The organism is Mesorhizobium sp. J8 (assembly GCF_016591715.1).
GTDB lineage: Bacteria > Pseudomonadota > Alphaproteobacteria > Rhizobiales > Rhizobiaceae > Mesorhizobium.
The window spans coordinates 4,553,855-4,576,682 of the sequence record NZ_AP024109.1; the positions used below are offsets into that span (position 1 = coordinate 4,553,855).

Below are 22,828 nucleotides of genomic sequence, written 5' to 3' on the forward strand. Positions count from 1 at the left end.
AGGTGCCGACAGGCGGATGAGGGGCAGCGCCATGCTCTCCAAGAAGTTTGTGCGTCGAACAGCCATGGCCGGGATTTCGCTCACCGGCTTGGCGGCACTTTCGGTCGCCGCGCTCTGGGAACTCGACCGGGCCTTCCCGCCGCCACTGCCGGCAAGGCTGACCGTCTCCACCGAGGTGCAGGATCGCGACGGCCAGCTGCTGCGCGCCTTCGCCACGCCCGACGGCTACTGGCGGCTCGAAACCCGCCTCGACCAGATCGACAAGCAATTCGTCGACATGCTGGTCACCTATGAAGACAAGCGCTTCTGGGATCACCGCGGCGTCGACGTTTTGGCGCTTTGCCGCGCCGCCGGCCAGCTCGTCACCAGCGGTCATATCGTGTCGGGCGGCTCGACCTTGTCGATGCAGCTTGCCCGGCTGATCGAGCCGCGCGACAGCCGCAGCCTCGGCTCCAAGCTCAAGCAGATCTTGCGCGCCATCCAGATCGAGCGGCGGCTCTCCAAGCAGGAAATCCTCGAACGCTATCTGACGTTGGCGCCCTATGGCGGCAACCTCGAAGGCGTGCGTGCCGCCTCGCTTGCCTATTTCGGCAAGGAGCCGAAGCGGCTGACCGTCTCGGAAGCCGCCCTCCTCGTGGCACTGCCGCAACTGCCGGAAAGGCGCCGGCCCGACCGCAACCTCGGCATCGCCCACGCCGCGCGCGACAGGGTACTGACCCGCATGGTCTCGGCCGGCCTGCTCGGCGAACACGAAGCGCAGCGCGCCGCGCTGGACGACGTCTCGGGCCTGCGCAGAAAACTGCCGGCGCTGGCCGCGCATGCATCCTATGCCATGCTGCCCAAGGCCGTGCCCGGAAAGCCGCTGCAGCTCACCATCCGCCGGAGTGTGCAGCAGGGGCTGGAACAGGTCGCAAGGGATGCCGCCAGGAAGCTCGGCCCGAAACTTTCCGTCGCCATGGTGATGGCTGACGCCCGCACCGGCGACATTCTCGGCGAAGTCGGCTCGGCCGATTTCTTCGACGCCAGCCGCTCCGGCTGGATCGACATGACGAGGGTGGTGCGCTCCCCAGGTTCGACGCTCAAGCCCTTCATCTACGGGCTCGCCTTCGAGCAGGGGCTGGTGGCGCAGGAGATGATCATCGAAGACAGCCCGGCCGATTTCGGCGGCTACCGCCCGAAGAATTTCGACATGGGCTACCAGGGCGATGTCTCGATCCGCCAGGCGCTGCAATTATCGCTCAACGTGCCCGCGATCCGCGTGCTCGACGCGGTCGGTCCGGCGCGGCTGACGGCACGCTTCCGCCAGGCCGGCGTCAACCCGATCCTGCCGCCCAACGAAGCGCCCGGCCTGGCGATCGGGCTTGGCGGCGTCGGCGTGACCTTGCGCGACCTGGTGCAGCTCTATACGGGCCTCGCCAATGGCGGGAAGATGCACACGCTGCATGACGGCACCGAGCCGGCCAATGCCCAGCGCACCACCGCCACCATCCTCGACGACCAGGCGGCCTGGCAGATCAACGACATCCTGTCCGGCGTGAAGCCGCCGGAAGGCGCCATGCAGCGCGGCATTGCTTACAAGACGGGCACTTCCTACGGCTATCGCGATGCGTGGTCCGTCGGCTTCGACGGCCGCTACGTGCTGGGCGTATGGGTCGGCCGCGCCGATGCGAGCCCTGTCCCCGGCCTGTCGGGCTATGTCTCGGCCGCACCCATCCTGTTCGAAGGCTTCGTCCGTTCCGGGCTTGCCAGCGTGCCGCTGCCCGGCCGGCCGCCGGGCGTCTTCAACCTCAGGCGCGACGAATTGCCCGTGACGCTCGCCCGCTTCGGCGCCGGCGCCGACGGTCTGGTGCAGGCGACCGCCACCGAGCCGGCACCGGCCATCATCTTCCCGCCCAATGGCGCCCGCGTCGATCTCGGCACCAACTCCGCCGAGGCCACGCCGCTGGTTCTGAAGCTCCAGGGCGGCCGCGCACCGTTCCGCTGGCTCGCCAACGGCAAGCCGCTTGCCGGCATTGACCGCCGCCGCACGGCGACGTGGCAACCCGACGGCACCGGCTACTCGACGCTGACCGTGATCGACGCGGCCGGCCGCGCGGCCAGCGTGAAGGTTTTCGTTGAATAGAGTGCGGCAAGCGATTCAGAAGGTTGCGTTTTGCGCATTGCTTTCGACTGCCGGTACCCTCGCAGCTCACACCGACCCCCTCCCCACCGGCTTCGTCAGGCTGGCCGATATCGATCCGTCCATCCGCCAGGATATCCGCTACGCCGGCCGCGAAAACTTCCTGCATCGCAAGGTCGACGGCTATGACACGCCGGTCTGCATCCTGACCGCGCAGGCGGCGAAGGCGCTGTCCGGCGTCCAGAAAACGATGGTCGCCAAAGGCCTGACACTGGTGGTCTTCGACTGCTACCGTCCGGCACGCGCCGTCGCAGACATGGTCCAATGGACGAGAGAGGGCGGCCCGCCGGACCCGCAATGGTATCCGACGGTCGAACGCGGCAACCTCATCGCCAAGGGCTATGTCGGTGAGCTGTCCAGCCATTCGCGCGGCTCGACGGTCGACCTCGCCATCGCCGATGCCGCCGGGAAAAGTACCGTCCAACCGGCCTGCGGCGCGCCCGACGGCGGCACGCTCGACTTCGGCACCGGTTTCGACTGCTTCGATCCGGCGAGCGAGACGGCGCACCGCCCTCTCGGCGCCGACGCGGCGGCGAACCGCAAGATGCTGCTCGCTTCCATGCGTGCCGCCGGCTTCCGCAACTATGCGCACGAATGGTGGCACTTCACCCTCGCCGAAGAACCTTTTTCAAGACAGCGCTTCGATTTTCCGGTGACCGCCAATTAAGGCGCGGCGAGGCTTGCCCTAAACTCGACCATCTCTAATTAGCTCGGCTGACGAGGAGCCGTGCGGTCAGCGTTGAGGAAATCATTTCCTCGACTGGCCCAATGACGGCGAAAAATTGCTTCGGGGAGGTGAAAAAGGCAACATTCAATGCATCTAAATTCTATAAACTCGGTAGAGTTCGTGCAGTTCAACGGAGGCGGGAATGACCAAACCTCATTTCAGGAAACTGCTCGGCGCGCTGGTCGCCACATCTGTCCAGTTCGGCACGCTCGGTTTCGCGTTTGCCGACACGACCATTCTGAATGTGTCCTACGACCCGACACGTGAACTCTATAAAGCCTATGACGAGGCCTTTGCCGCGCATTGGAAGGCGGAGACCGGCGAAACCGTGACCATCCAGCAGTCGCATGGCGGATCCGGCGCCCAAGCCCGGGCGGTGATCGACGGCCTCGACGCCGATGTCGTGACGCTGGCGCTCGAAGGCGACATCAATGCCATCGTCTCGAAGACGAAGAAGATCAACCCGGACTGGCGCACGAAGTTCGAGAACAACTCGGCGCCTTACACCTCGACCATCATCTTCCTGGTGCGCAAGGGCAATCCCAAAGGCATCCATGACTGGAGCGATCTGGTGAAGGACGGCGTCCAGGTCATCACGCCGAACCCGAAGACCTCCGGCGGCGCGCGCTGGAACTATCTTGCCGCCTGGGCCTATGCGAACGCCAATGACGGCAACGACGAAGCCAAGACGAAGGAGTTCGTCGGCAAGCTCTATGCGAACGTTCCCGTCCTCGATACCGGCGCGCGTGGCTCGACGGTGACCTTCGCGCAGAAGGGCCTGGGCGACGTGCTGATCGCCTGGGAGAATGAAGCCTATCTCGCGCTCGACGAATTCGGCGCCGACAATTTCGACATCGTCTACCCGCCGACCTCGATCCTGGCGGAGCCGCCGGTCGCGGTCGTGGACGCCAATGTCGATGCCAAGGGTACGCGCAAGGTCGCGGAAGCCTATCTGGGCTGGCTCTACTCCAAGGAAGCCCAGACCATCATCGCCAAGAACCATTATCGCCCGGCCAAGCCTGACCTTGTGCCGGCCGAGGACCTTGCAAAGCTCCCGGCAATCAAGCTGGTCACCATCGACGACCCGCAATTCGGCGGCTGGAAGAAGGCGCAGCCTTATCATTTCGGCGACGGTGGTATATTCGACCAGATCTACAAGCCGGCCCAGTGAAGGGCGTGCCTTCAAAGCCGCCGACTGCAATGCCCGATGCCATCTGGTTGAGTAAGAAGGGACGATCCAGAACAGCATGACCACAGCACCCGCCAAGGCGGGGTGGCGATTCAGGCAGCCGAGTGTCATTCCGGGTTTCGGATTGACGCTCGGCTTCTCGCTTGCCTACCTCACGCTCATCATCCTCATCCCGCTTTCCGGGCTGGTCTGGCGCTCGGCAGCGCTCGGCTGGGCCGATTTCTGGGCGATTGTCGTCGACCGGCGCACCCTCAACGCGCTCAAGATAAGCTTCGGCACCGCCTTCCTGGCGGCTACCGTCAACGTCGTGTTCGGCACCGTCGTCGCCTGGGTGCTGGTCCGCTACCGTTTCCCGGGGCGGCGCATCGCCGACGCCATGGTCGACCTGCCTTTCGCCCTGCCGACGGCCGTGGCCGGCATCGCGCTCACCACACTCTATGCGCCGAATGGCTGGATCGGCCATCTCCTGATGCCGCTCGGCATCAAGGTCGCCTATACGCCGCTCGGCATCGTCATCGCGCTGGTGTTCATCGGTCTGCCCTTCGTCGTGCGCACCGTCCAGCCGATCATGGAAGAGCTCGACAAGGAGGTCGAGGAAGCAGCCGCCACGCTCGGCGCCAGCCGTTTCCAGATCATCACACGCGTGCTTTTCCCGGGCCTGGCGCCGGCGATCATCACCGGCTTCTCGCTCGCCTTTGCGCGCGGCGTCGGCGAATACGGCTCGGTCATCTTCATCGCCGGCAACCTGCCCTTCAAGTCGGAGATCGCGCCGCTTCTGATCGTGATCCGGCTCGAGGAATACAATTACGAGGCGGCGACCGCGATCGCCGCGATCATGCTGGCGCTGTCCTTCCTGATGCTTCTGGTCGTCAATCTCGTTCAGACATGGAGCCGCAAGCGCTATGGCTGATCCCGAGATCAAATCCTACGAGCCGCATCACGAGAGCCAGTCGCCCGCCGTGACCGAAAGCCGGCCGGTCAAGGCCGTGCTGATGGCGATCGCCCTTGCCTTCCTCGCCGTCTTCCTGCTTTTGCCGCTGATCGTCGTCTTCCATGAGGCGCTTGCCAAGGGCATCGGCGCCTACACGGAAGCCCTTTCCAGCCCCGACACGCGCTCCGCCATCCGCCTGACCTTGCTGGTGGCGGCGATCTCGGTGCCGCTCAACGTCATCTTCGGCATCTCGGCCGCCTGGGCGATCGCCAAGTTCGAGTTCAAGGGCAAGGCGTTCCTGACGACGCTCATCGACCTGCCCTTCTCGGTCTCGCCGGTCATTTCCGGCCTGGTCTATGTGCTGCTCTTCGGGGCGCAGGGACTGCTCGGCGCCTGGCTGAAAGCGCATGGCATCGTCATCCTCTTCGCCGTTCCCGGCATCGTGCTGGCTACGATCTTCGTCACCTTCCCCTTCGTCGCGCGCGAGCTCATCCCGCTGATGCAGGAACAAGGCAATGGCGACGAGGAGGCGGCGCTTTCGCTGGGCGCCAGCGGTTGGCAAGCCTTCTGGTATGTGACGCTGCCCAACGTCAAATGGGGGCTGCTCTACGGCGTGCTTCTATGCAATGCGCGCGCCATGGGCGAATTCGGCGCGGTCTCGGTGGTGTCGGGCCACATACGCGGCCTCACCAACACCATGCCGCTGCATGTCGAAATCCTCTACAACGAATACAACGCCGTCGGCGCCTTTGCCGTCGCTTCGCTGCTCGCCGGCCTGGCGCTGGTGACGCTGGTCTTGAAAACGCTTCTCGAGATGCGCTACGGCGCCGAGATCGCCGCGACACGCGGGCACTAGATGCATGTCACCCAAAAGTGTGTAGCGGTTTTGGGACAATGACATGCATCAACTAACAGAGGTCATTCTATGGAAGTTCGCGTCGTCAATGTGCGCAAGGAGTTCGAGCGGTTTCCGGCGCTCCACGACGTGTCGCTCGACATCAGGTCCGGCGAGCTGATCGCGCTGCTCGGACCGTCGGGCTCCGGCAAGACGACGCTGCTTCGCCTGATCGCCGGGCTCGAGCGGCCGACCAAGGGCGCGATCTTCTTCGGCGACGAGGACGCCTCGCAGAAGTCGATCCAGGAGCGCAATGTCGGTTTCGTCTTCCAGCACTACGCGCTGTTCCGCCACATGACGGTTGCCGACAATATCGGCTTCGGCCTGAAGGTCCGGCACGGCGCCGCGAGACCGCCCGCGCAGGAAATCCGCCGCCGGGCGCTCGAACTGCTCGACCTCGTGCAACTGTCGGGTCTGGAAAAGCGCTACCCGGCGCAGCTTTCCGGCGGCCAGCGCCAGCGCGTCGCTTTGGCCCGCGCCATGGCGATCGAGCCCAAGGTGCTTCTGCTCGACGAACCCTTCGGCGCGCTCGACGCACAGGTACGCCGTGAGCTGCGCCGCTGGCTGCGCGAGATCCATGACCGCACCGGCCACACCACCGTCTTCGTCACACACGACCAGGAGGAAGCGCTGGAGCTCGCCGACCGCGTCGTCGTCATGAGCCAGGGCCGTATCGAGCAGGTCGGCACCGCCGACGATATCTACGACACGCCGAACTCGCCCTTCGTCTACTCCTTCATTGGCGAATCCAGCTCGCTGCCGGTCAAGGTCGAGAACGGCGAAGTCTGGATCGCCGACCGGCCGATCGGGCTCTCGGCGCCGCATGCGCCCTCCGGTGAGGCGATCCTCTATTTCCGCCCGCATGACGTCGATCTGCTCGACGGCTGCAGCGGCTGCATCGCCGGCACGGTTGCCGCCAGCCGCCGCGTCGCCGGCACCAGGCGCGTCGAGCTCGAGGTCGGCGGCGAACGCCAGCGCATCGAGATCGAACTGCCGGTCGACCATCCCGCCGCGCAGAAGAGCCGGGTGGCCTTCAGGCCGCGGCGCTGGAAGCTTTTTCCTAAGTCCTGAATTACCTTCGTGCCTCTGGCGCCCCAGCCTGGCGACACTCATGAATCTGCTTGGAAGAAATTCCTAGCAAAGGGCTGTTTCGGCGAGATATTTTCCAAACTCTGGGTCGCCGCCCCGAGCGCGTGCCTCGTCGCGCCAATCTTTCCTGACTAAGGTCGCGCCATAGCTTCGATCCATTTCCAAGGAGCCTGTTTTCATGAAGCGTCTATTGCTCGGCATTGCGGCAGCTGCCGGTCTCGTCCTCGCGTCCTCCCAAGCCTGGTCGGCCGACAAGCTTTTGAACGCATCCTACGACGTCGGCCGCGAGCTGTTCGTCGACATCAACAAAGCCTTCATCGCCAAGCACCCCGGCGTCACGATCGATCAGTCGCATGCCGGCACCTCGGCGCAGGCGCGCGCGATCGCCGAAGGTCTTGGCGCCGATGTCGTCACCTTCAACCAGGTCACCGACGTCGACTTCCTGGTCAAGAAGGGATTGGTCTCAGCCGACTGGCAGAAGGATTTTCCGGACAACGCCTCGCCCTTCTATTCCTTGCCTTCATTCCTTGTCCGCGCGGGCAATCCCAAGCATATCAAGGACTGGAACGATCTGGTGCGCGACGACGTGCAGGTGATCTTCCCGAACCCGAAGACGTCCGGCAATGCGCGCTACACCTATCTTGCCGCCACCGCCTACGCCAAGGAAGCCTTCAAGGGCGACGACGCCAAGGTGAAGGAATTCATCACCAAGCTCTTCAACAACGTGCCGATCTTCGACACCGGCGGCCGCGCCGCCACCACCACCTTCGTCCAGCGCGAGATCGGCGACGTGCTGATCACCTTCGAGTCGGAGACACGTGGCATCCGCAAGGAATATGGCGATGACAAATTCGAGCAGGTCACGCCTTCGGTCAGCCTGCTGGCCGAGTTTCCGGTAGCGGTCGTCGACAAGGTTGCCGACGAGCACGGCAGCCGCGATCTCGCCAAGACCTATCTCGACTTCCTCTACACGCCGGACGGCCAGGAGATCGCCGCCGAGAACGGCTTGCGTGTTCGCGACGCGGCGGTGGCCGCCAAGCACAGGGCCGACTTCCCGGATGTCCGGCTGCTGACCGTCGAGGAAGTCTTCGGTGGCTGGGACAAGGTGCAGAAAGAGCATTTCGCCGCCGGCGGACTGCTCGATCAGGCCTACGGCAGCCGCTGAAAGGGCTCCACAATCAGGAAGCGCAAGGAGGCCGGCTTTGCCGGCTTTCTTCTTGTAAGCCGGGCGGCATGAGTTCGCAGGGGAAATCCTGGCCCAACGTGAAAAACGTTACGAAGAATCAACGCGTTTGTGCCTAAGCTGCACCGGCAAATTGTTGGGCCAGCGGGCGTTCGACGGTCAAACTGTCATGATTTGCACACAAACAACCGCCAGATGCAGGGCGATTGGGGTTTGATGAATTGAATCGGGCATGCTGACCAAAAAAGGCAAATACGGCCTCAAGGCCCTCGTGCATCTTTCCAGCCTGCCGGCTGGCCAGCTTGCATTCGTCAACGACATCGCCGTCGCCAACAACATCCCGAAGAAATTCCTGGATGCGATCCTGGGCGAGTTGCGCAATGCCGGCTTCGTCCAGAGCCGCAAGGGCAAGGAAGGCGGTTACCGCCTCGCCCGGCCCGCTTCCGAGATCAAGATCGGCCATGTCGTGCGCGTGCTCGACGGGCCACTGGCGCCGATCCCTTGCGCCAGCCGCACGCAATACCAGCGTTGCGAGGATTGTGACGAGGCCACCTGCCAGGTCCGCCACATGATGCTGGAAGTGCGCCAGGCGATCGCCGAGGTGCTGGACAACCGCAGCCTCGCCGCCATGCGCGACGCCGACAACGACGATTTCCCGGCGGAGCTCACGTCTCAGATTTGAGGCAATTCGAGGAAGGGTAAAGCGGCCAGGCTTGACCGCTCGCCGCAACCTTGCGCCCGCAATGGCGCCAAAGACAAGCCGCGACCCTGACTTTTCGCCCTCGGTTGCCAGTCTACCGCGGACGCAGTAAAGCGGCAGAGCATGGTGCCGAAAAGTGGGACCGGTTTTCGGGCAGGATCATGCTGCATCGAAAGAGTGAAACGGGGCTCTGACGCATGAGGCTGCCTTGGCCTGGCAATTCCCGCAGGGCCAGCCGGCAGCCGACGTCGAACGAGATCTATCATACCGAGATCACCGCCGACGTGCCGGTGCCGGAGCGCAACGAGTCCGTCCGCTTCTTCAGCCGCAAGGTCATCCGCCCCGGAAAGCTGCGCCGCTTCACCAATCGGGACCTGCGCGAAAGCCTGCTGTCCTGTTTCTATCTCGGCGTCGCGGCAATGCTGCCGGTCTCGTCCTGGGGCCCCATCTGCGGTTGGGCGTCCAGGCTCAGGCGCAAGCGCCACTTTCGCAAGGAGTTCGCCCGTTACGATGCCGCGGTGAGGGCCGTGCTCGGCGATTCCGTCGACACGCGAGCGATGTTCGAGGCGCAACTCGCCGCCATCCACCGCCGGCGGCTGACGCTTTCAGCGCATCTCGTCGCCGGCTGGCGCTGGTCGCCGGCGATCCGCCTCGAAGGCCTCGAGGCCCTGCAACAAGCCCTGCGCAACGGGCATGGCGCCATCATATGGTGCGACCAATTCACGGCGCAGACGATCATGGGCAAGCGCGCCCTGCATGAGGCCGGCGTCGACACCCATCAGGTGAGCGCGCAGTATCATGGCTTCTCGCCGAGCCAATTCGGTTTCCGCGTCATCAACCCGCCATTGATCAAGGTCGAGAACCGTTTCCTGAAAAGCCGGATCGTCTTCGAGCGCACCGACGCCTATCAGGTCACCACGCGTATGCAGAAGTTGCTGAAGGCAAACGGCGTGGTGCTGATGACCAACACCATCTATGCCGGCTCCGCCTTTGCGGAGGCCGCCATGGGCGAGCGCGGCTGGACTCACCTCGCCTCGGCGCCGGCAAACTTCGCCGCGCGCGCGGGTGCGGCGCTGTTTCATATGGCGACGATCGAGACGATCCCCTTTCGCCAGTACCGGGCGATCGTCCGCGAGCTGAGCGCGAGTCCGGAAGCGCCCGTATCGCCCGCCAAGGACGCGACAGGCAAGAACCTCGTCGTTCAGGCGGGATTCATCCTGTCGAAGCGCGACCAGATGCTGGAAACGCTCAAGCTCTGCCCGGAGCAGATGTTGGCCTGGTCGAGCGCCACGCGGCTGACCGAGCGGCCAACCGAACCTGCGATCGGCAAAGAGGGCGCCTGAAGCCCCTGTCAGGTGCAATGCTGAAAATCACTGATCCTGGTCGACGACTTCTCTCAGTATCCCGGCGACGCTTCGGGTTCCGTCGACCGTCACCGCCCGCTCGTCCGCGGCGGGCTCTTCCAGCGTGGCGAACTGGCTGTCGACCAAGCTAGCGGGCATGAAATGGCCCTTGCGGTTGGCGACCCGCCGCCAGGCGGTCTCGCGATCGATCTTCAGATAGAGAAACACCGTGTCGGGACAGAAGCGGCTCAGCCGCTCGCGATAGCTGCGCTTGAGCGCCGAGCACGCCGCCACCGCTTTCCGCCCGTCGGCGACGGTGGCCGCGATACGCTCGCCTATGGCGTCGAGCCAGCCCGCGCGCAGCGCGTCCGTCAGCGGCTCGCCGCGCGCCATCCGCGCCACATTCTCCGGCGGATGCAGCCGGTCTCCTTCGATGAAGTCGGCGCCAAGCGCCTCGGCGAGCGCCTCGCCGACGGCCGTCTTGCCGCAACCGGCGACACCCATCACGACGATGGCCGGCGCCGTCCGAAGATCGTTCATGCGGAGCTCCGGAATCTGCGGTCTTGCGCTCGCCTCATCCACGGTCAGCGGCTTGCCGGCGCGCGCCCGTAGAGCAGAAGCATGGCGACGATGACGACGCCATAGATGATCTGCCGCCCCGCCTCCGGCATCTGCATGACCGAGAGAATGGACTGCAGGAGCGTGATCAGGATCACGCCGGCCACCGTGCCGAGATAGGAGCCGCGTCCGCCGAGGATCGACGTGCCGCCGAGCACGACGGCAGCGATCGACGGCAGCAGATAGGCATCACCCATGGATTGCGCCGCCTTCGACGCATAGCCCGCCAGAAGCACGCCGCCAAAGGCCGACAGCCCGCCAGAGACGGCGAAGGCGATCATCACGATGCGGCGCGTGTCGATACCGGAGAGATAGGCGGCGCGCTCGCGGTTCCCGATGCCGTAGACGGCGCGGCCGAAGCTGGTGCGGGTCAGAACGAAGACCATCGCGGCGCCGATCAGCGCCCAGATGATCACGGCGTTTGGAACGCCGGGAATGGTGAAGCCGGTCGCCAGATACCGCATCGCCGCCGTTGCCGAATCCTGTGGCGAGAAGCCGCCCGTATAGACCACCATCAGCCCTTGCGCGACCGCGTTGGTGGCCAAAGTGATGATCATCGAGGGGATGCGCAGATAGGCCACACCGATGCCGTTGACGATGCCGATCGCCACGCCGCACAGGACGCCGAAGGGGATGGCCAAAGCGACGCCGGCCGGCCCGTAGGCGGCCGCCGCGCAAGCCATCATGGCGCCTGCCGCGACGGACCAGGGCACGGAAAGGTCGATCTGGCCGAGCAGGATGACCAGCATCATGCCGGTGGCGATGACTCCGAGAAAGGACGCGACCTTCAACTGCTGCAGCAGATATTCCGGCGACAGGAAGCTGCGCGAATAGAGGCTGCCGAGGAAAAGCAGCAGCACGATGCAGGCAAAGGCGGTGACGACAGCCGGGTCGGCGCGCCGCAGAAACTTGGGCATGCGGCCGGCGATGCCGCCGATGGTCGTTTCGCTCACAGGAACCACTCCAACCGGTTGCGCACCCGAAACAGCGCGAAGGCGCCGAGGCTGACCGCGATCAGCAGGATAACGCCCTGGAACAGCGGCTGCCAGAGCGGATCGAAGTCGAAGACGAACAACAGGTCGCCGATGGTGCGGAAGGCGAGCGCGCCGAAGATCGCGCCGATAGCACTGCCCTTGCCACCGAACAGCGAGACGCCGCCGAGCACGACCGCGGCGATCGAGAACAGCGTGTAGGAATTGCCGCTCGCATAGGCCGCCTCGCCCGTATAGGTGAAGAAGGTGAGGAACAGGCCGCCGATCGAGGCCAGCAGTCCGGCCAGCGCGTAAGCGAGGAACTTGCCGCGCCGGATCGGCACGCCGGACATATAGGCCGCTGTTTCCGATGAGCCCGCGGCATAGGCCGCGCGGCCGAACTCGGAGCGGCTGAACGGCACCCAGACGACCAGCACGACGACGAGCAACGCGACCAGCGAGGTCGGGATCACGTCGAACAGCTTTCCCGTCAGCGCATCGGCCAAGTCCTCATTGACCGATCCGCCCGGAAACGGCCGCAGCAAGAGCCCGATGCCGTAATAGACGGCACCCGTTGCAATCGTGGCGACAATCGGCTGCAGGCGCCCATAGATGACGATGGCGCCGTTGATCGCCCCGCAGACCAGCCCCGCCGCAAGGACCGCGATCACGCCGAGCGTGGTCTGGAGGGGCGTACCGACCACCAGCCAGGACGCCAGGCAATTGGTGAGAAGCAGGATCATGCCGACCGACAGGTCGATGCCGGCGGTGATCACCACCAGCGTCTGCGCCATGGCGACGAAGGCCAGAAGCACACCCTTGTTGGCGGCCGTCTGCACGACATTGGCGGTGAATCCCGCGGGGTGGTTCGTGGTGTAGATGATGAACATGACGATGAAGATGCCGAGCGCCAGCAGTGTTCCGCGTTGCTCGGCCAGTAAGTAGCGCCAATCCTTCACGCGCCCGCTCCCTGCTTCATGTCGACGCCTTCGCCATGGATGTTGAGCGCGCTGGCGATCAGCGCGTGCTCGGTGATCTCGGCGCCGACGAGCTCGCGCTTGACGCTGCCGTCATAGAGCACGAGCACGCGGTCGCAGCAGCCGATCAACTCGTCATAGTCGGTCGAATAGAACAGGATGGCGGCGCCGGCATCCGCCAGCTTGCGCATCAATTGGTAAATCTCCTGCTTGGTGCCGACATCGATGCCGCGCGTCGGATCGTTGAGCAGGATGATGCGCGGTTGCCGCATCAGCCATTTGGCGATGACGACCTTCTGCTGGTTGCCGCCCGAGAGCGCGCCGACGGGAATGTCGAGCCCCGCCGTCTTGATCGCCAGCAGCCCGACCATGTCGTCGATCAGGCGCTGCTCGGCGGCGCGATCGATGATGCCGCCCTTGGCCAGCCGGTCGAGGGCCGCGAAGGAGAGGTTTTCGCGCACCGTCATCGGCAGCATCAGCCCCTCGGTCTTGCGATCCTCGGGGATCAGCGCCATGCCGATGCCGTCGTCGCTGGCGGCGCGCGGGCTGGAGATGGAAACTGGCTTGCCGTCGATCAGCACCTCGCCGCGCAGGCCGCGCAGCACGCCGAAAAAGGCAAGCAGCAATTCGCGCTGACCCTGCCCGTCGAGACCGCCCAGGCCGACGACCTCCCCTGCCCTGACGCTCAGCGAGATATTGTCCAGCCGGTCGGCCCAGGAGAGATTGCGCGCTTCGAGCACCGGCGTGGTGGCCTGAGCGCCAGCGGGTTTCGGCGGGAAGATGTGGCTGTATTCGCGGCCGATCATCAGCTCGACCACCTCATTGTCGCTCTTCGAGCCGGCCGGGTAGCTGGCCACATTGCGGCCGTTGCGGAACACCGTGCAATGGTCGGCGAGCTCGGCGATCTCGTTCATGCGGTGCGAGATGTAGAGCAGCGCCAATCCTTCCGAGCGCAGCCGCTTCAGCACCTCGAAGACCTTGGCGACATCCGCTGCCGTCAGCGCGGAGGTGGCTTCGTCGAGGATCAGGATGCGCGGCTTGCGGGCCAGCGCCTTGGCGATCTCCACCATCTGCCGGCGCGACAACGGCAGATCCTTGACCAGGGCGCGCGGATGGATGTCGGAAGCGCCGGCGCGCGCCAGCGCTTCTTCGGCGATCCGCCGCTGCGCCTTGCGGTCGATCATGCCGAAGCGTTTCGGCGGATCGGAAATGACGATGTTGTCGGCGACGCTCAATTCCGGGATGAGCGACAGTTCCTGGAAGATGCAGACGATGCCGGCCTGATTGGCCGCGGCCGGCGAAGCGAAGCTCACCTCGCCCCCGTCCAGCGTCATGCGGCCTTCGTCGGGCGCCACGACGCCTGCCATGATCTTGATCAGCGTCGACTTGCCGGCGCCGTTTTCGCCGAGAATGGCGTGGATGCTGCCGGCGGCGACGGTCAGGTCGGCCTTTTCCAGGGCCCTGACGCCGCCATAGCGCTTGGATATGCCTTCCATGCGGAAGAGCGGAACCACACCGTCCATCGGCCCTCCGAAATGTTCATGGGAACGGCGCCGCGGCTCAGCCGCGGCGCCGGCCAGCGACCCAAAGACTACTGGTTTTCCTTGGTCTGACCCATGATTTCCTGCGCGCTGAAATTGATGCCGCAGGTCGGGAAGGAATTGCCGACGAAGAAATTGTCGGACTCCTTCGGGAAGTAATCCGTCCCTTCCTTCATGTTCGGATCCGAGGCGACGGCCAAGGGCAGCTTCACCTCTTGCGGCACCACCTCGCCTTCCAGCGCCGCGATCGCGGTCTTGATGGCCACCGCAACCTGCGCCGGGCCGGAGCCGGCCGAAGTGCACTTCAGCCCATCGGCCGAATGCGCCGCGCAGAATTTGCGGAAGCCGTTCTCGGTCTCGCCGCCGAATGGGACGAAGGGATGCTTGGCGTCGATCATCGCCTGCACGATGCCGGTGTCGCCGCCTTGGCCGGTGATGCCGTCGAACGGGCCGTTGGTCGCAATCGCGTCGGCCGTCACCTTTTGCGCCACACCATCATCCCACTTGCCGGCGACTTCGGTGACGTCCCACTTCTTGCCGGAAGCATCCAGCACCTCATGGATACCGTTGTGTCGGTCGGTATCCACCGAGGTGCCGGCGACGCCGCGCACTTCGAGGATCTTGCCGCCGTTCGGCACTTTCTCGACCAGCCACTTGGCCCACAACTCGCCGAGACCCTTCTGGTCGACATTGACGTTGATGGCGTCCTTGGTGTCGAGGATGTTGTCGAAGGCGACCAGCACGATGCCGGCTTCCTTGGCGCGCTTGATGACCGGGCCGAAGGCGGTCGGATTTTGCGCGTCGGTGACGATCGCGTCATAGCCGGAATCGATGAAGTTGTTGATCGCCGAGATCTGCGCCGGCACGTCCTCGCCGGTCGAGACGACCTTGAATTCCTTGATCTTGGCCTTCACATCCGGCTGCGCCGCATAGGCCTTGGCCGTCTGCACCATCTGGATACGCCAGGTATTGGCGATATAGCCGTTCGAGAAGGCGATGCGGTATGGGCCTTCCTTCTTGGGGTACTTGAAGAACTTGGTGTCCGCGGACCATGGCGCGAAGCAGTCCGGCTGCGCGGCGGGGCCGGAGACGATTTCCGGTCCGGCGGCCATGGCGGCCGAGTGGAGCATGACGAATGCAGTTGCGGCAACGACGCCGCCAACGAGTGACTTGATCATCGGTATTCCTCCCAATTGCAGATCTGCGGAACTATGAAATCCTCACACGCCCGGCGGCACCCTCCTGCCGAACCGAGATGCTTGCCGGGCGATGCGCATCGCCCCGCCTCCCCTCTTCCTTCGCCTCCCGAGGACATTCAGAAACTATCATATTATACATAATAAACAAGCATGAGCTGTTGCTTATGTATAATAAACAGACGCCTGAATATGCCGGATGTTGATTTTACAGACAAATGGTAGCGCTACCACAGAAGGCTGTAAAGCGGCGTCCTGGTCATTTTTCCGTGTCCTCAGAGCGTTCCAGGGAACTGGCGCAACGGTTGGCTCGGCGTTCCGCCGTAGCCTTAGCGCGCGGTGCTTTCGCGTCGCATGAGTTCGAAACCGAGGTCGACGATCCGCTGTTCGGGCCGGTTTCCGGCGATCGCAGCCAGCGCCATGGCGACCGCGCGCGTCCCGATTTCATAGCGATGCGTGCGCACGCTGGTGATCGAAGGAAACGACACCTGCATCATGTCGAGATCGTTGAAGCCGGCAATGCCGATCTGCTTCGGCACGTCGATCGATGCGCGATGGCATTCGAACAGGACGCCGAGAGCGATATCGTCGTTGTTGCAGAACACGCCGTCGAGCGTCGGCATCTTGGCCAGCGCGTCGCGGAACAGCTCGCGCCCGAGCGTCACGCTTGACGGCACCGGCGTGGTGGTGACGAGCCGCGGATCGAACAGACCGGCGGCCTCCATGGCGGCGCGGTAGCCGGCGAGGCGGCGCTGCGAACGCGGGTCCATTCGCGCGCCGATGAATCCGATCTTGCGGTATCCGACCTGCAGGAGATGCTCGGCGGCCGTCCTGCCGCCGTCGAAATGCGAGAAGCCGACCATCATGTCGACCGGGTCCGGGCCGGTCTCCATCACCTGCACCACCGGGCAGCCGGCATTCTCCAGCAGCCGCCGAGCGCTCGGCGTCTGGTCGATGCCGGCCACGATGAGCGCCGCCGGGCGCTGGGATCCGAAAACCTGCAGCAGCCGCTCTTCTTCCAGCCCCGAATAATGCGTGTTGCCGATCTGGATGCGGAACGGGCTGTCCGAGAGGCTGTCATAGATGCCGCGCACCACCTCGGCGAAGACGTTGTTGGTGAGCGATGGAACCAGCACGCCGAACACCTCGGCGCGCGCCGAGGCAAGCGCGCGGGCGTTCGGGTCGGGCACGTAGCCGAGTTCGTCGACCGCGGCCTGGATCTGCCGGCGAAGGTCCTCCGACACCCGTCCCGGCTCACGCAGCGCGCGCGACACGGTGATCGCGCCGACACCGGCCTTGCGTGCCACATCGGCGATGGTCGGACGGCCGCCGCCGCGACGGGAGCGCGGCCTGGTCAAAGGCTTGTTCCCCGCCCTCGCACGCGCGGCGGCAATTTCGGGATCGGCATCCGTGTCATCGCGCCCACCAAGTCAGCCCGGCAAGTCAGCATTGCCGATTGGCGTCGCGCATGCGCCAATCGTTGTCAAGCAAGCCGGCGCCCGAGGCCCGTCAGGCGATCGCCGCGGCGCTTCGGTTGGCCTTCCACATCAAAAGCAGGATGGCCGCGAGGTTGACGAGATTCCAGCCGATCCCGTTCAGGAAGGCGGCCGCATAGGAGCCGGTGAGGTCGTAGATCCAACCCGACATCCAGCCGCCCACCGCCATGCCGAAGATCGTCGCCATCAGGACGATGCCGACGCGCTGGCCGGCTTCCTTTGCCGGCATGTAATCGCGCACGATGATGGCGTAGCAGGGCACGATGCCGCCTTGCGACAGGCCGAAGACCAGCGAGACGACATAGAGCGAGGCAAGCCCGTCGAAGGGGATGTAGAAGAGCAGCGACAGACACTGCAGCGCCGAGCCGCTCAGCAATGTCTTCACTGCGCCGATGCGGTCGGCGAGGAAGCCGGAGCCGATCCGGCTGACGACCCCGGCCGCCAGCATGATCGACAGCATGTCGGCGCCGCGCGCGACGCCGTAGCCGAGATCCATGCAATAGGCGACGATATGCACCTGCGGCATCGACATCGCCATGCAGCAGCCGAATCCGGCAATCACCAGCAGGACCTGCAATTGCGAGGGTGACAGCGAGATCGGCTGCACCGGCCGCGCGCGAGGCGCGCCGGAAATTCCCTCATGGGGCGCGCGCCGCCGCAGCAACAGGACCAGCGGCACCATGGTGACGAGACAGACGATCCCGATCAGCGCATAGGTGAAACGCCAGCCATGGCCTTGCATCGCATAAGGCATGATCGTCGGCCAGATCGCCCCGGCAATGTAATTGCCCGATGCCGCCACCGTCACCGCGACGCCACGGCGGCGATCGAACCAGTGCGAGACATCGGCGATCAGCGGCCCGAAGATCGCCGAACAGCCGACACCGATCAGAAGGCCTTGAGCCAGCGTGACACCCAGGATCGAATTGGCGAGCGATGCCAGCAGAAACCCCGCGCCTAACGCGAGCGAAGCGGCGAGAGCCGGTATCCAGTATCCAAAGCGATCGATGGCGCGCCCGATCAGCGCGTTGCCCGCGGCAAAACCCACCATGGTCGCCGTGTACGGCATCGAGGCGGCGGCGCGATCGATGCCGAATTCGGCTTGCACGGCGGGCAGGACCACGACCACCGCCCAGGTGCCGACGCCGCCGATCGTCGCCAGCAGCAAGGAAATGCCGAGCCTCGTCCATGCATAGAAGCTGTCTATGCCGGCGTTCTTCGCCGCGTTTCCTGGAAGTGTCGTCACGGCGTCTCCTGCCCGCGATTTCTTCGAGATCGCGTCTTTGGGCGCACTATCGGCCCATTTTCCAAGCCGAGCAGCGCCACGACGGGCAAATCCGTGGCTCCAGAGCCGGAACCCGCCTCCCCTCACGGAGTTTGCCTCAGAGCAATTCCGGGAAGCGCTCCACGGTTTCCGTCCGCAATTGCGTGAAAATAAGAGGTCGAGCGCTTCGGCCTCTCCGTGAAACGCCGAAGCGCTCCAGGAAGGAGTTTCGCCATGACCGCCAAAAAGAAATGGTCGGCCGACGTGACCGAGCACAGCGACGCGCTCGATCTCGAGGAGCACGTCTTCGAATCCGACGACGCCAAGAAGATAGCCGCCTCGCTGAAGCGCTCAGCCGAGCACAGCGACCGCCGCAAGGCCGAGCCGTTTCAATCCGCCATGTCGATGTTGAATTTCTACATCAACCGCGCCGGCAAGAACCTGCCCGAGGAGCGCAGAAAAGTGCTGGAAAACGCGAAGGACGAACTGCGGGTCGCCTTCGGCCGCGAAAAGCAGAATCAGCATTAATCTGCCTGCGCCCGGACTGGTCCTAACGCGATTGAATGACCTCGTCGGTATTGGCCAGCAGCTTGCGGACCGCATTGCGCGCCGCATCCGGCCTTTTCAGGCGGATATTCCTCTCGATGGCCTCGTGCAGCTTCTGGGCATGCTGCAGATCGTCGAGCTCGCGCGTCGTGTAGGTGAAGAGATGGTCGAAGGCGGATTCGATCAGCACGCCTAGCGGCACCAGGAGGTCGTTGCCGGAAGCTCTCAGGATGGCGAGATGGAAGCGCGTGTCGGCGCGGGTTCGCTCCTGCAGGTTGGTGGCCTCGCCCATCTCGCGGCAGGCCTGGCTGATCTCGGCCATCTGCTCGTCGGTGCGCCGCATCGCCGCGAAGGCTGTCGCTTCCGGCTCGATGATGTGGCGGAACTCCTGCACGGTCCTCAGGAAAACCTCGCGGTCCGGCGACGTCGCGTACCAGGACAGCACGTCGCGGTCGAGGAGGTTCCAGCGTTCCTTCGGTTCGACCCAACTGCCGATCTTCGGCCGCGACGCCAGAAGGCTCTTGGCCATCAGCATCTTGATCGCCTCGCGCACCGCGGAGCGGCTGACGTCGAAGGTCTCCGACCATTTCGCCTCATTGGGCAGGATGGTGCCCGGTGGATAGTCACCGCGCACGATCCGAAGCCCGATCTCGCTGGCCAGAGAGGTATGGACGCTGGCGCCGGGGATGCGTGGCGCATCGGCCCGGCGAACGCCGGCCGTACGCTCCGCAGCCGCCGTCTTCATCGGCCTTTTTTCGTTGTTCGGCTTCGCGTCCCGCATAGGTCCACAAAATCCCGTTTTCAGGGGCTGTCAAGCATGGCAAGCCCGCTTTGCCAAAACCTGCCGAGATGTGCACAGCTCAACGGGCATTTGTCGCTGCCTCAGGTCGTTTTGACGTATTTGCGCCAGCTGTGCTCGGGCCGGAAGCCGAGCACCTCGCGCGCCTTGCGGTTCGAAAGCAGCGTCTCATATTCGCCGAGCTCGGCCTGGACCGGCACGTCCGGATAGAAGCGCTTCAACAGCTCCGCCGTCGGCAGGTCCGACGAGGTGTCGTCATTGGCCGCGTTGAAGACCTGGTAGCCCAGGCCATCCTTCTCGACGGCGCGCAAGGTGATCTGGCCGAGATCGCGCGCATCGATGTAGCTCCAGGCGATGCGCTTGCGGAAGCCCGGATCGGCGAACCATTTCGGGAACAGTGAGTACTCGTGCGGCTCGATGACGTTGCCGATGCGCAGCGCATAGATGTCGGCGCCGCTGCGCAGCGCGAAGGCCCGCGCCGTCTTCTCGTTGACGATCTTCGACAGCGCGTAGGAGTCCATCGGGTCGACGTCATAGTCCTCGTCGAGCGGGAAGTGCGTGGGATTGCGCGGCTCGTTGGCGAAAACCAGGCCGTAGGTCGTCTCGCTGGAAGCGATGATCACCTTGCGTATTCCGAGCTTCACGGCTGCTTCGATGACATTGTAGGTGCCCATCGCGTTGATGCGGAACACCTCGTTGTCCGGCGTGATCATGATGCGCGGGATCGCCGCGAAATGCACCACGGCGTCGACCGGCTGAGCCCTCAGCGACGGATCGAACTCGTGCAGGCCCATATAGCTCGACAGTGCGTTGAACACCTGCCCGCTGTCGGTGATGTCGGTGATCAGGGTGCGCACCTTCGGATTGTCGAGCGGCTTGGTGTCGATGTTGAGCACCTGGCAGCCATGTTCGACCAGATATTGAACGACGTGCCGGCCTGCCTTGCCGCTGCCACCGGTGAACATGATCCGCTTCGTCATTTTAGTCTCCACAAGGCTCAGGAATTATGTGTATTGTCAGACAATATGGTATTCCGCAATCGCTTGCCAACCGCGATCCGCGGAAACCTCTCGACAATCGCCCGCCGCCGGGCACCAATCATCATGAAAGACAGGGAAGAGACGACATGAGCACCACCGCTGCCCGCGAGAACATCGGTTTCATCGGCCTAGGCCTTATGGGGCACGGCATCGCCAAGAATGTCGTCGACAAGGGCTATCCGCTCACCTTCCTCGGCCGCAAGAACCGCAAGCCCGCGGAAGACCTGGCCGGCCGCGGCGCCAAGGAGGTTGCCACGTCCAGGGAGGTGGCGGCGGCATCCGATATCGTCTTCATCTGCGTCACCGGCTCGCGTGAGGTGGAAGCGATCATCCGCGGTCCCGGCGGCCTGAAGGAAGGCCTGAAGCGGGGCTCGGTGGTCGTCGACTGCTCGACCTCCGATCCGGTCTCGACCGTGGCGCTCGCCGCCGAACTCAAGGCGCTCGGCGTCGACTATGTCGACGCCCCGCTCAGCCGCACGCCGAAGGAGGCCTGGGAAGGCACGCTCGATGCCATGGTCGGCGCGCCGGACGCGGTATTCGCCAGGGTGAAGCCGGTGGTCGAGACCTGGGCCGGCCGCATCGTCCATATCGGCGACACCGGCGACGGCCATCGCATGAAGCTGCTCAACAACTTCGTCTCGCTCGGCTACGCTGCGATCTATTCCGAGGCTCTGGCGCTGGCGCAGAAGGTCGGCATCTCGCCGGCGCGCTTCGACAGCGTTATCCGCAACGGCCGCATGGATTGCGGCTTCTACCAGACCTTCATGCGCTGGACCCTGGAGGGCGACCGCGACGCGCACAAGTTCACCATCGCCAATGCCTTCAAGGATCTGACCTATCTGGAATCGATGGCGGGCGCCGCCGGCATCGCCAATCCGCTCGGCAACGCCACCAAGAATTCGTTCGCGACGGCGCATGCCGCCGGTCCCGCCGAGCAATATGTGCCGATGCTCGCCACCCATATCGGCAAGCTCAACGGCGTCGACCTGATGCCTTCGAAGGACGGCGTCAAGCAGAAGATCTGAGAGCAATTCCAGGAAAAGTGCGGGGGCGCCTTTTGGGCGCCCCCTTCATTTCTCGATGGTTCGGATGCAGCCTGCGCCTACTTCTGGATGCAGGTGTCGGCCGTTTCCTTGGTGCATTCGTCGAGGCCGGTGAAGACCGGATCGTCGACCTTCTTGCCCCCGATGAGGTCGAGCATCACCGACGGCGCCTTGTAGCCCATTTCGAACGGCCGCTGGCCGACCAGCGCGGTCACCAGGCCTTCCTTGGCGATCGCCACCTCGTCGCCGATCGTGTCGGCGGCACCGATGACGAACTCGTTCTTGGCGATCTTGTCGGCCATCGGCTTGAACAAATCGCGATAGGGCTGCGGGGCGCCGAACAGCGGCCAGCCGCCCATGATGCCGAAGGCGTCGAGCTTCGGATTGGCGGCAAGGATGTCGGTCATCGCCTGCACGCCCTTGGCACCGTCGTCATTGGTGAACACCGGGCAGCCAGGGGCTTCGGTCCAGCCGCCTTCGCCGGCAAGTGCGGCAAGGCCTTCCTTGCCCGACAGCGCATCGCGCATGCCTTGCGCGCGGCGCAGGATGTTGTCGGCCGCCGGATTGCCTTCGATGGTGCAGATCGTGCCGCCATTCGGCTTGGCCTTCTTGATGTACTCGCCGATCTTCTTGCCCATGAGGTAGTTGTCGGTGCCGAGATAGGTCTTGCGCAGCGCCGCGTCTTCCTTGGCAAGGTCGGCGTCGACCGTCATGATCGGAATCGACGGATTGGCGCTCTTGATCGTCTGCGCGATCAGCGGCGCGTTCGACGGCGAGATCGCCATCGCCGCCGTGTCGGGCTTGCTCAGCATGTCCTGCACGATCTGCGCTTCACCGGCTTCGTCCGAGGTCGATGCCGGGCCGGTGTAGAAGCATTCATATTCCGAGCTGGCGTTCTCCTTGTTCCACTTCTCGCAGCCCTGATGGATGGCTTCGAAGAATGGATTGTCGAGACCTTTCACGACGATGACGAGCTGTTTCTTGGCCAAAGCCGGCCCGGCGCCCAACGCCATGGCGGCGACGGCGGCAAGCAAAAGTGTTTTCCTCATATCAGTCCTCCCTTGAAACAGACGGACACCGCGTGCCCGCCACACCGATCAG

At 64.4% G+C, this 22,828-nt stretch carries 21 protein-coding genes; 11 read left to right on the top strand and 10 right to left on the bottom strand.

What is annotated here, in order from left to right:
- Positions 1 to 16: 16 nt before the first annotated feature.
- The 9 genes from pbpC to MJ8_RS21855 all read left to right on the top strand — a co-directional run bounded on the left by pbpC (position 17) and on the right by MJ8_RS21855 (position 10,236).
- Entirely contained in the window at positions 17 to 2,122 is a 2,106-nt protein-coding gene (pbpC, locus tag MJ8_RS21815) for a penicillin-binding protein 1C (RefSeq protein ID WP_201410801.1), read from the top strand.
- A 37-nt stretch (positions 2,123 to 2,159) separates the two neighbouring features.
- Positions 2,160 to 2,846, top strand: a complete 687-nt coding sequence (locus tag MJ8_RS21820) for a M15 family metallopeptidase (protein ID WP_225247984.1) — start codon at positions 2,160 to 2,162, stop codon at positions 2,844 to 2,846.
- A gap of 202 nt (positions 2,847 to 3,048) precedes the next feature.
- Positions 3,049 to 4,077, top strand: a complete 1,029-nt coding sequence (locus tag MJ8_RS21825; protein ID WP_140839575.1) for a sulfate ABC transporter substrate-binding protein — start codon at positions 3,049 to 3,051, stop codon at positions 4,075 to 4,077.
- A 76-nt stretch (positions 4,078 to 4,153) separates the two neighbouring features.
- Positions 4,154 to 5,005 (top strand): sulfate ABC transporter permease subunit CysT, encoded by an 852-nt coding sequence (cysT, locus tag MJ8_RS21830; RefSeq protein WP_201410803.1) that lies wholly within the window; start codon positions 4,154 to 4,156, stop codon positions 5,003 to 5,005.
- Positions 4,998 to 5,882, top strand: coding sequence for a sulfate ABC transporter permease subunit CysW (gene cysW, locus MJ8_RS21835; RefSeq protein WP_201410804.1), 885 nt, complete (start codon positions 4,998 to 5,000; stop codon positions 5,880 to 5,882). The genes cysT and cysW overlap by 8 nt, the downstream gene beginning before the upstream one ends.
- Before the next feature lie 69 nt (positions 5,883 to 5,951).
- The gene (locus MJ8_RS21840; protein WP_201410805.1) at positions 5,952 to 6,992 is read left to right on the top strand and encodes a sulfate/molybdate ABC transporter ATP-binding protein; all 1,041 of its coding nucleotides are present in this window, start codon (positions 5,952 to 5,954) and stop codon (positions 6,990 to 6,992) included.
- Between the two features lie 196 nt (positions 6,993 to 7,188).
- Positions 7,189 to 8,175 carry a sulfate ABC transporter substrate-binding protein gene (locus MJ8_RS21845; protein WP_201410806.1) on the top strand — a complete coding sequence of 329 codons (987 nt, stop codon included), beginning with the start codon at positions 7,189 to 7,191 and terminating at the stop codon, positions 8,173 to 8,175.
- Positions 8,176 to 8,425: 250 nt separating this feature from the next.
- Positions 8,426 to 8,875, top strand: coding sequence for an RrF2 family transcriptional regulator (locus MJ8_RS21850; RefSeq protein WP_027167615.1), 450 nt, complete (start codon positions 8,426 to 8,428; stop codon positions 8,873 to 8,875).
- A gap of 215 nt (positions 8,876 to 9,090) precedes the next feature.
- Positions 9,091 to 10,236, top strand: a complete 1,146-nt coding sequence (locus MJ8_RS21855; protein ID WP_201410807.1) for a hypothetical protein — start codon at positions 9,091 to 9,093, stop codon at positions 10,234 to 10,236.
- A 27-nt stretch (positions 10,237 to 10,263) separates the two neighbouring features.
- Here MJ8_RS21855 and MJ8_RS21860 read toward each other — a convergent pair whose 3' ends face one another.
- The 7 genes from MJ8_RS21860 to MJ8_RS21890 form a co-directional block, all read right to left on the bottom strand.
- Positions 10,264 to 10,776 carry a gluconokinase gene (locus tag MJ8_RS21860; RefSeq protein ID WP_225247985.1) on the bottom strand — a complete coding sequence of 171 codons (513 nt, stop codon included), beginning with the start codon at positions 10,774 to 10,776 and terminating at the stop codon, positions 10,264 to 10,266.
- A gap of 44 nt (positions 10,777 to 10,820) precedes the next feature.
- Positions 10,821 to 11,807 carry an ABC transporter permease gene (locus MJ8_RS21865; protein WP_201410808.1) on the bottom strand — a complete coding sequence of 329 codons (987 nt, stop codon included), beginning with the start codon at positions 11,805 to 11,807 and terminating at the stop codon, positions 10,821 to 10,823.
- Positions 11,804 to 12,784 carry an ABC transporter permease gene (locus tag MJ8_RS21870; RefSeq protein WP_201410809.1) on the bottom strand — a complete coding sequence of 327 codons (981 nt, stop codon included), beginning with the start codon at positions 12,782 to 12,784 and terminating at the stop codon, positions 11,804 to 11,806. The genes MJ8_RS21865 and MJ8_RS21870 overlap by 4 nt, the downstream gene beginning before the upstream one ends.
- Positions 12,781 to 14,325, bottom strand: coding sequence for a sugar ABC transporter ATP-binding protein (locus tag MJ8_RS21875; protein WP_201410810.1), 1,545 nt, complete (start codon positions 14,323 to 14,325; stop codon positions 12,781 to 12,783). Before MJ8_RS21875 ends, MJ8_RS21870 begins: the two co-directional genes overlap by 4 nt.
- Positions 14,326 to 14,393: 68 nt before the next feature.
- Positions 14,394 to 15,521, bottom strand: a complete 1,128-nt coding sequence (locus MJ8_RS21880) for a sugar ABC transporter substrate-binding protein (RefSeq protein WP_201410811.1) — start codon at positions 15,519 to 15,521, stop codon at positions 14,394 to 14,396.
- Between the two features lie 347 nt (positions 15,522 to 15,868).
- On the bottom strand, positions 15,869 to 16,897 hold the full coding sequence (locus MJ8_RS21885; protein WP_201410812.1) for a LacI family DNA-binding transcriptional regulator: 1,029 nt from the start codon (positions 16,895 to 16,897) through the stop codon (positions 15,869 to 15,871).
- Positions 16,898 to 17,048: 151 nt separating this feature from the next.
- Positions 17,049 to 18,281, bottom strand: a complete 1,233-nt coding sequence (locus MJ8_RS21890; protein ID WP_201410813.1) for an MFS transporter — start codon at positions 18,279 to 18,281, stop codon at positions 17,049 to 17,051.
- Between the two features lie 252 nt (positions 18,282 to 18,533).
- On the opposite strand from MJ8_RS21890, the gene MJ8_RS21895 reads away from it, so the two are divergent.
- On the top strand, positions 18,534 to 18,827 hold the full coding sequence (locus MJ8_RS21895; RefSeq protein WP_201410814.1) for a DUF3175 domain-containing protein: 294 nt from the start codon (positions 18,534 to 18,536) through the stop codon (positions 18,825 to 18,827).
- A gap of 22 nt (positions 18,828 to 18,849) precedes the next feature.
- Here MJ8_RS21895 and MJ8_RS21900 read toward each other — a convergent pair whose 3' ends face one another.
- Both MJ8_RS21900 and MJ8_RS21905 read right to left on the bottom strand, forming a co-directional pair.
- Positions 18,850 to 19,626, bottom strand: coding sequence for a FadR/GntR family transcriptional regulator (locus tag MJ8_RS21900; protein WP_201410815.1), 777 nt, complete (start codon positions 19,624 to 19,626; stop codon positions 18,850 to 18,852).
- A 101-nt stretch (positions 19,627 to 19,727) separates the two neighbouring features.
- On the bottom strand, positions 19,728 to 20,624 hold the full coding sequence (locus MJ8_RS21905) for an NAD-dependent epimerase/dehydratase family protein (RefSeq protein WP_201410816.1): 897 nt from the start codon (positions 20,622 to 20,624) through the stop codon (positions 19,728 to 19,730).
- Positions 20,625 to 20,770: 146 nt separating this feature from the next.
- Here MJ8_RS21905 and MJ8_RS21910 point away from each other — a divergent pair, with 146 nt between their 5' ends.
- On the top strand, positions 20,771 to 21,709 hold the full coding sequence (locus tag MJ8_RS21910) for an NAD(P)-dependent oxidoreductase (RefSeq protein WP_201410817.1): 939 nt from the start codon (positions 20,771 to 20,773) through the stop codon (positions 21,707 to 21,709).
- Between the two features lie 77 nt (positions 21,710 to 21,786).
- On the opposite strand, the gene MJ8_RS21915 is transcribed toward MJ8_RS21910, so the two are convergent.
- Positions 21,787 to 22,776: a sugar-binding protein gene (locus tag MJ8_RS21915; protein ID WP_040984115.1), complete on the bottom strand. Its 990-nt coding sequence runs from the start codon at positions 22,774 to 22,776 to the stop codon at positions 21,787 to 21,789.
- Positions 22,777 to 22,828 lie beyond the last annotated feature (52 nt).

Excerpts from the sequence above, each read along its gene's own strand:
- MJ8_RS21825 (WP_140839575.1), top strand. The coding sequence starts at position 3,049 with ATGACCAAACCTCATTTCAGGAAACTGCTCGGCGCGCTGGTCGCCACA.
- cysW (WP_201410804.1), top strand. The coding sequence starts at position 4,998 with ATGGCTGATCCCGAGATCAAATCCTACGAGCCGCATCACGAGAGCCAG.
- MJ8_RS21905 (WP_201410816.1), bottom strand. The coding sequence starts at position 20,624 with ATGACGAAGCGGATCATGTTCACCGGTGGCAGCGGCAAGGCAGGCCGG.
- MJ8_RS21875 (WP_201410810.1), bottom strand. The coding sequence starts at position 14,325 with ATGGACGGTGTGGTTCCGCTCTTCCGCATGGAAGGCATATCCAAGCGC.
- MJ8_RS21910 (WP_201410817.1), top strand. The coding sequence starts at position 20,771 with ATGAGCACCACCGCTGCCCGCGAGAACATCGGTTTCATCGGCCTAGGC.
- MJ8_RS21880 (WP_201410811.1), bottom strand. The coding sequence starts at position 15,521 with ATGATCAAGTCACTCGTTGGCGGCGTCGTTGCCGCAACTGCATTCGTC.
- cysT (WP_201410803.1), top strand. The coding sequence starts at position 4,154 with ATGACCACAGCACCCGCCAAGGCGGGGTGGCGATTCAGGCAGCCGAGT.
- MJ8_RS21840 (WP_201410805.1), top strand. The coding sequence starts at position 5,952 with ATGGAAGTTCGCGTCGTCAATGTGCGCAAGGAGTTCGAGCGGTTTCCG.
- MJ8_RS21860 (WP_225247985.1), bottom strand. The coding sequence starts at position 10,776 with ATGAACGATCTTCGGACGGCGCCGGCCATCGTCGTGATGGGTGTCGCC.
- MJ8_RS21855 (WP_201410807.1), top strand. The coding sequence starts at position 9,091 with ATGAGGCTGCCTTGGCCTGGCAATTCCCGCAGGGCCAGCCGGCAGCCG.
- MJ8_RS21845 (WP_201410806.1), top strand. The coding sequence starts at position 7,189 with ATGAAGCGTCTATTGCTCGGCATTGCGGCAGCTGCCGGTCTCGTCCTC.
- MJ8_RS21900 (WP_201410815.1), bottom strand. The coding sequence starts at position 19,626 with ATGCGGGACGCGAAGCCGAACAACGAAAAAAGGCCGATGAAGACGGCG.
- pbpC (WP_201410801.1), top strand. The coding sequence starts at position 17 with ATGAGGGGCAGCGCCATGCTCTCCAAGAAGTTTGTGCGTCGAACAGCC.
- MJ8_RS21915 (WP_040984115.1), bottom strand. The coding sequence starts at position 22,776 with ATGAGGAAAACACTTTTGCTTGCCGCCGTCGCCGCCATGGCGTTGGGC.
- MJ8_RS21895 (WP_201410814.1), top strand. The coding sequence starts at position 18,534 with ATGACCGCCAAAAAGAAATGGTCGGCCGACGTGACCGAGCACAGCGAC.
- MJ8_RS21850 (WP_027167615.1), top strand. The coding sequence starts at position 8,426 with ATGCTGACCAAAAAAGGCAAATACGGCCTCAAGGCCCTCGTGCATCTT.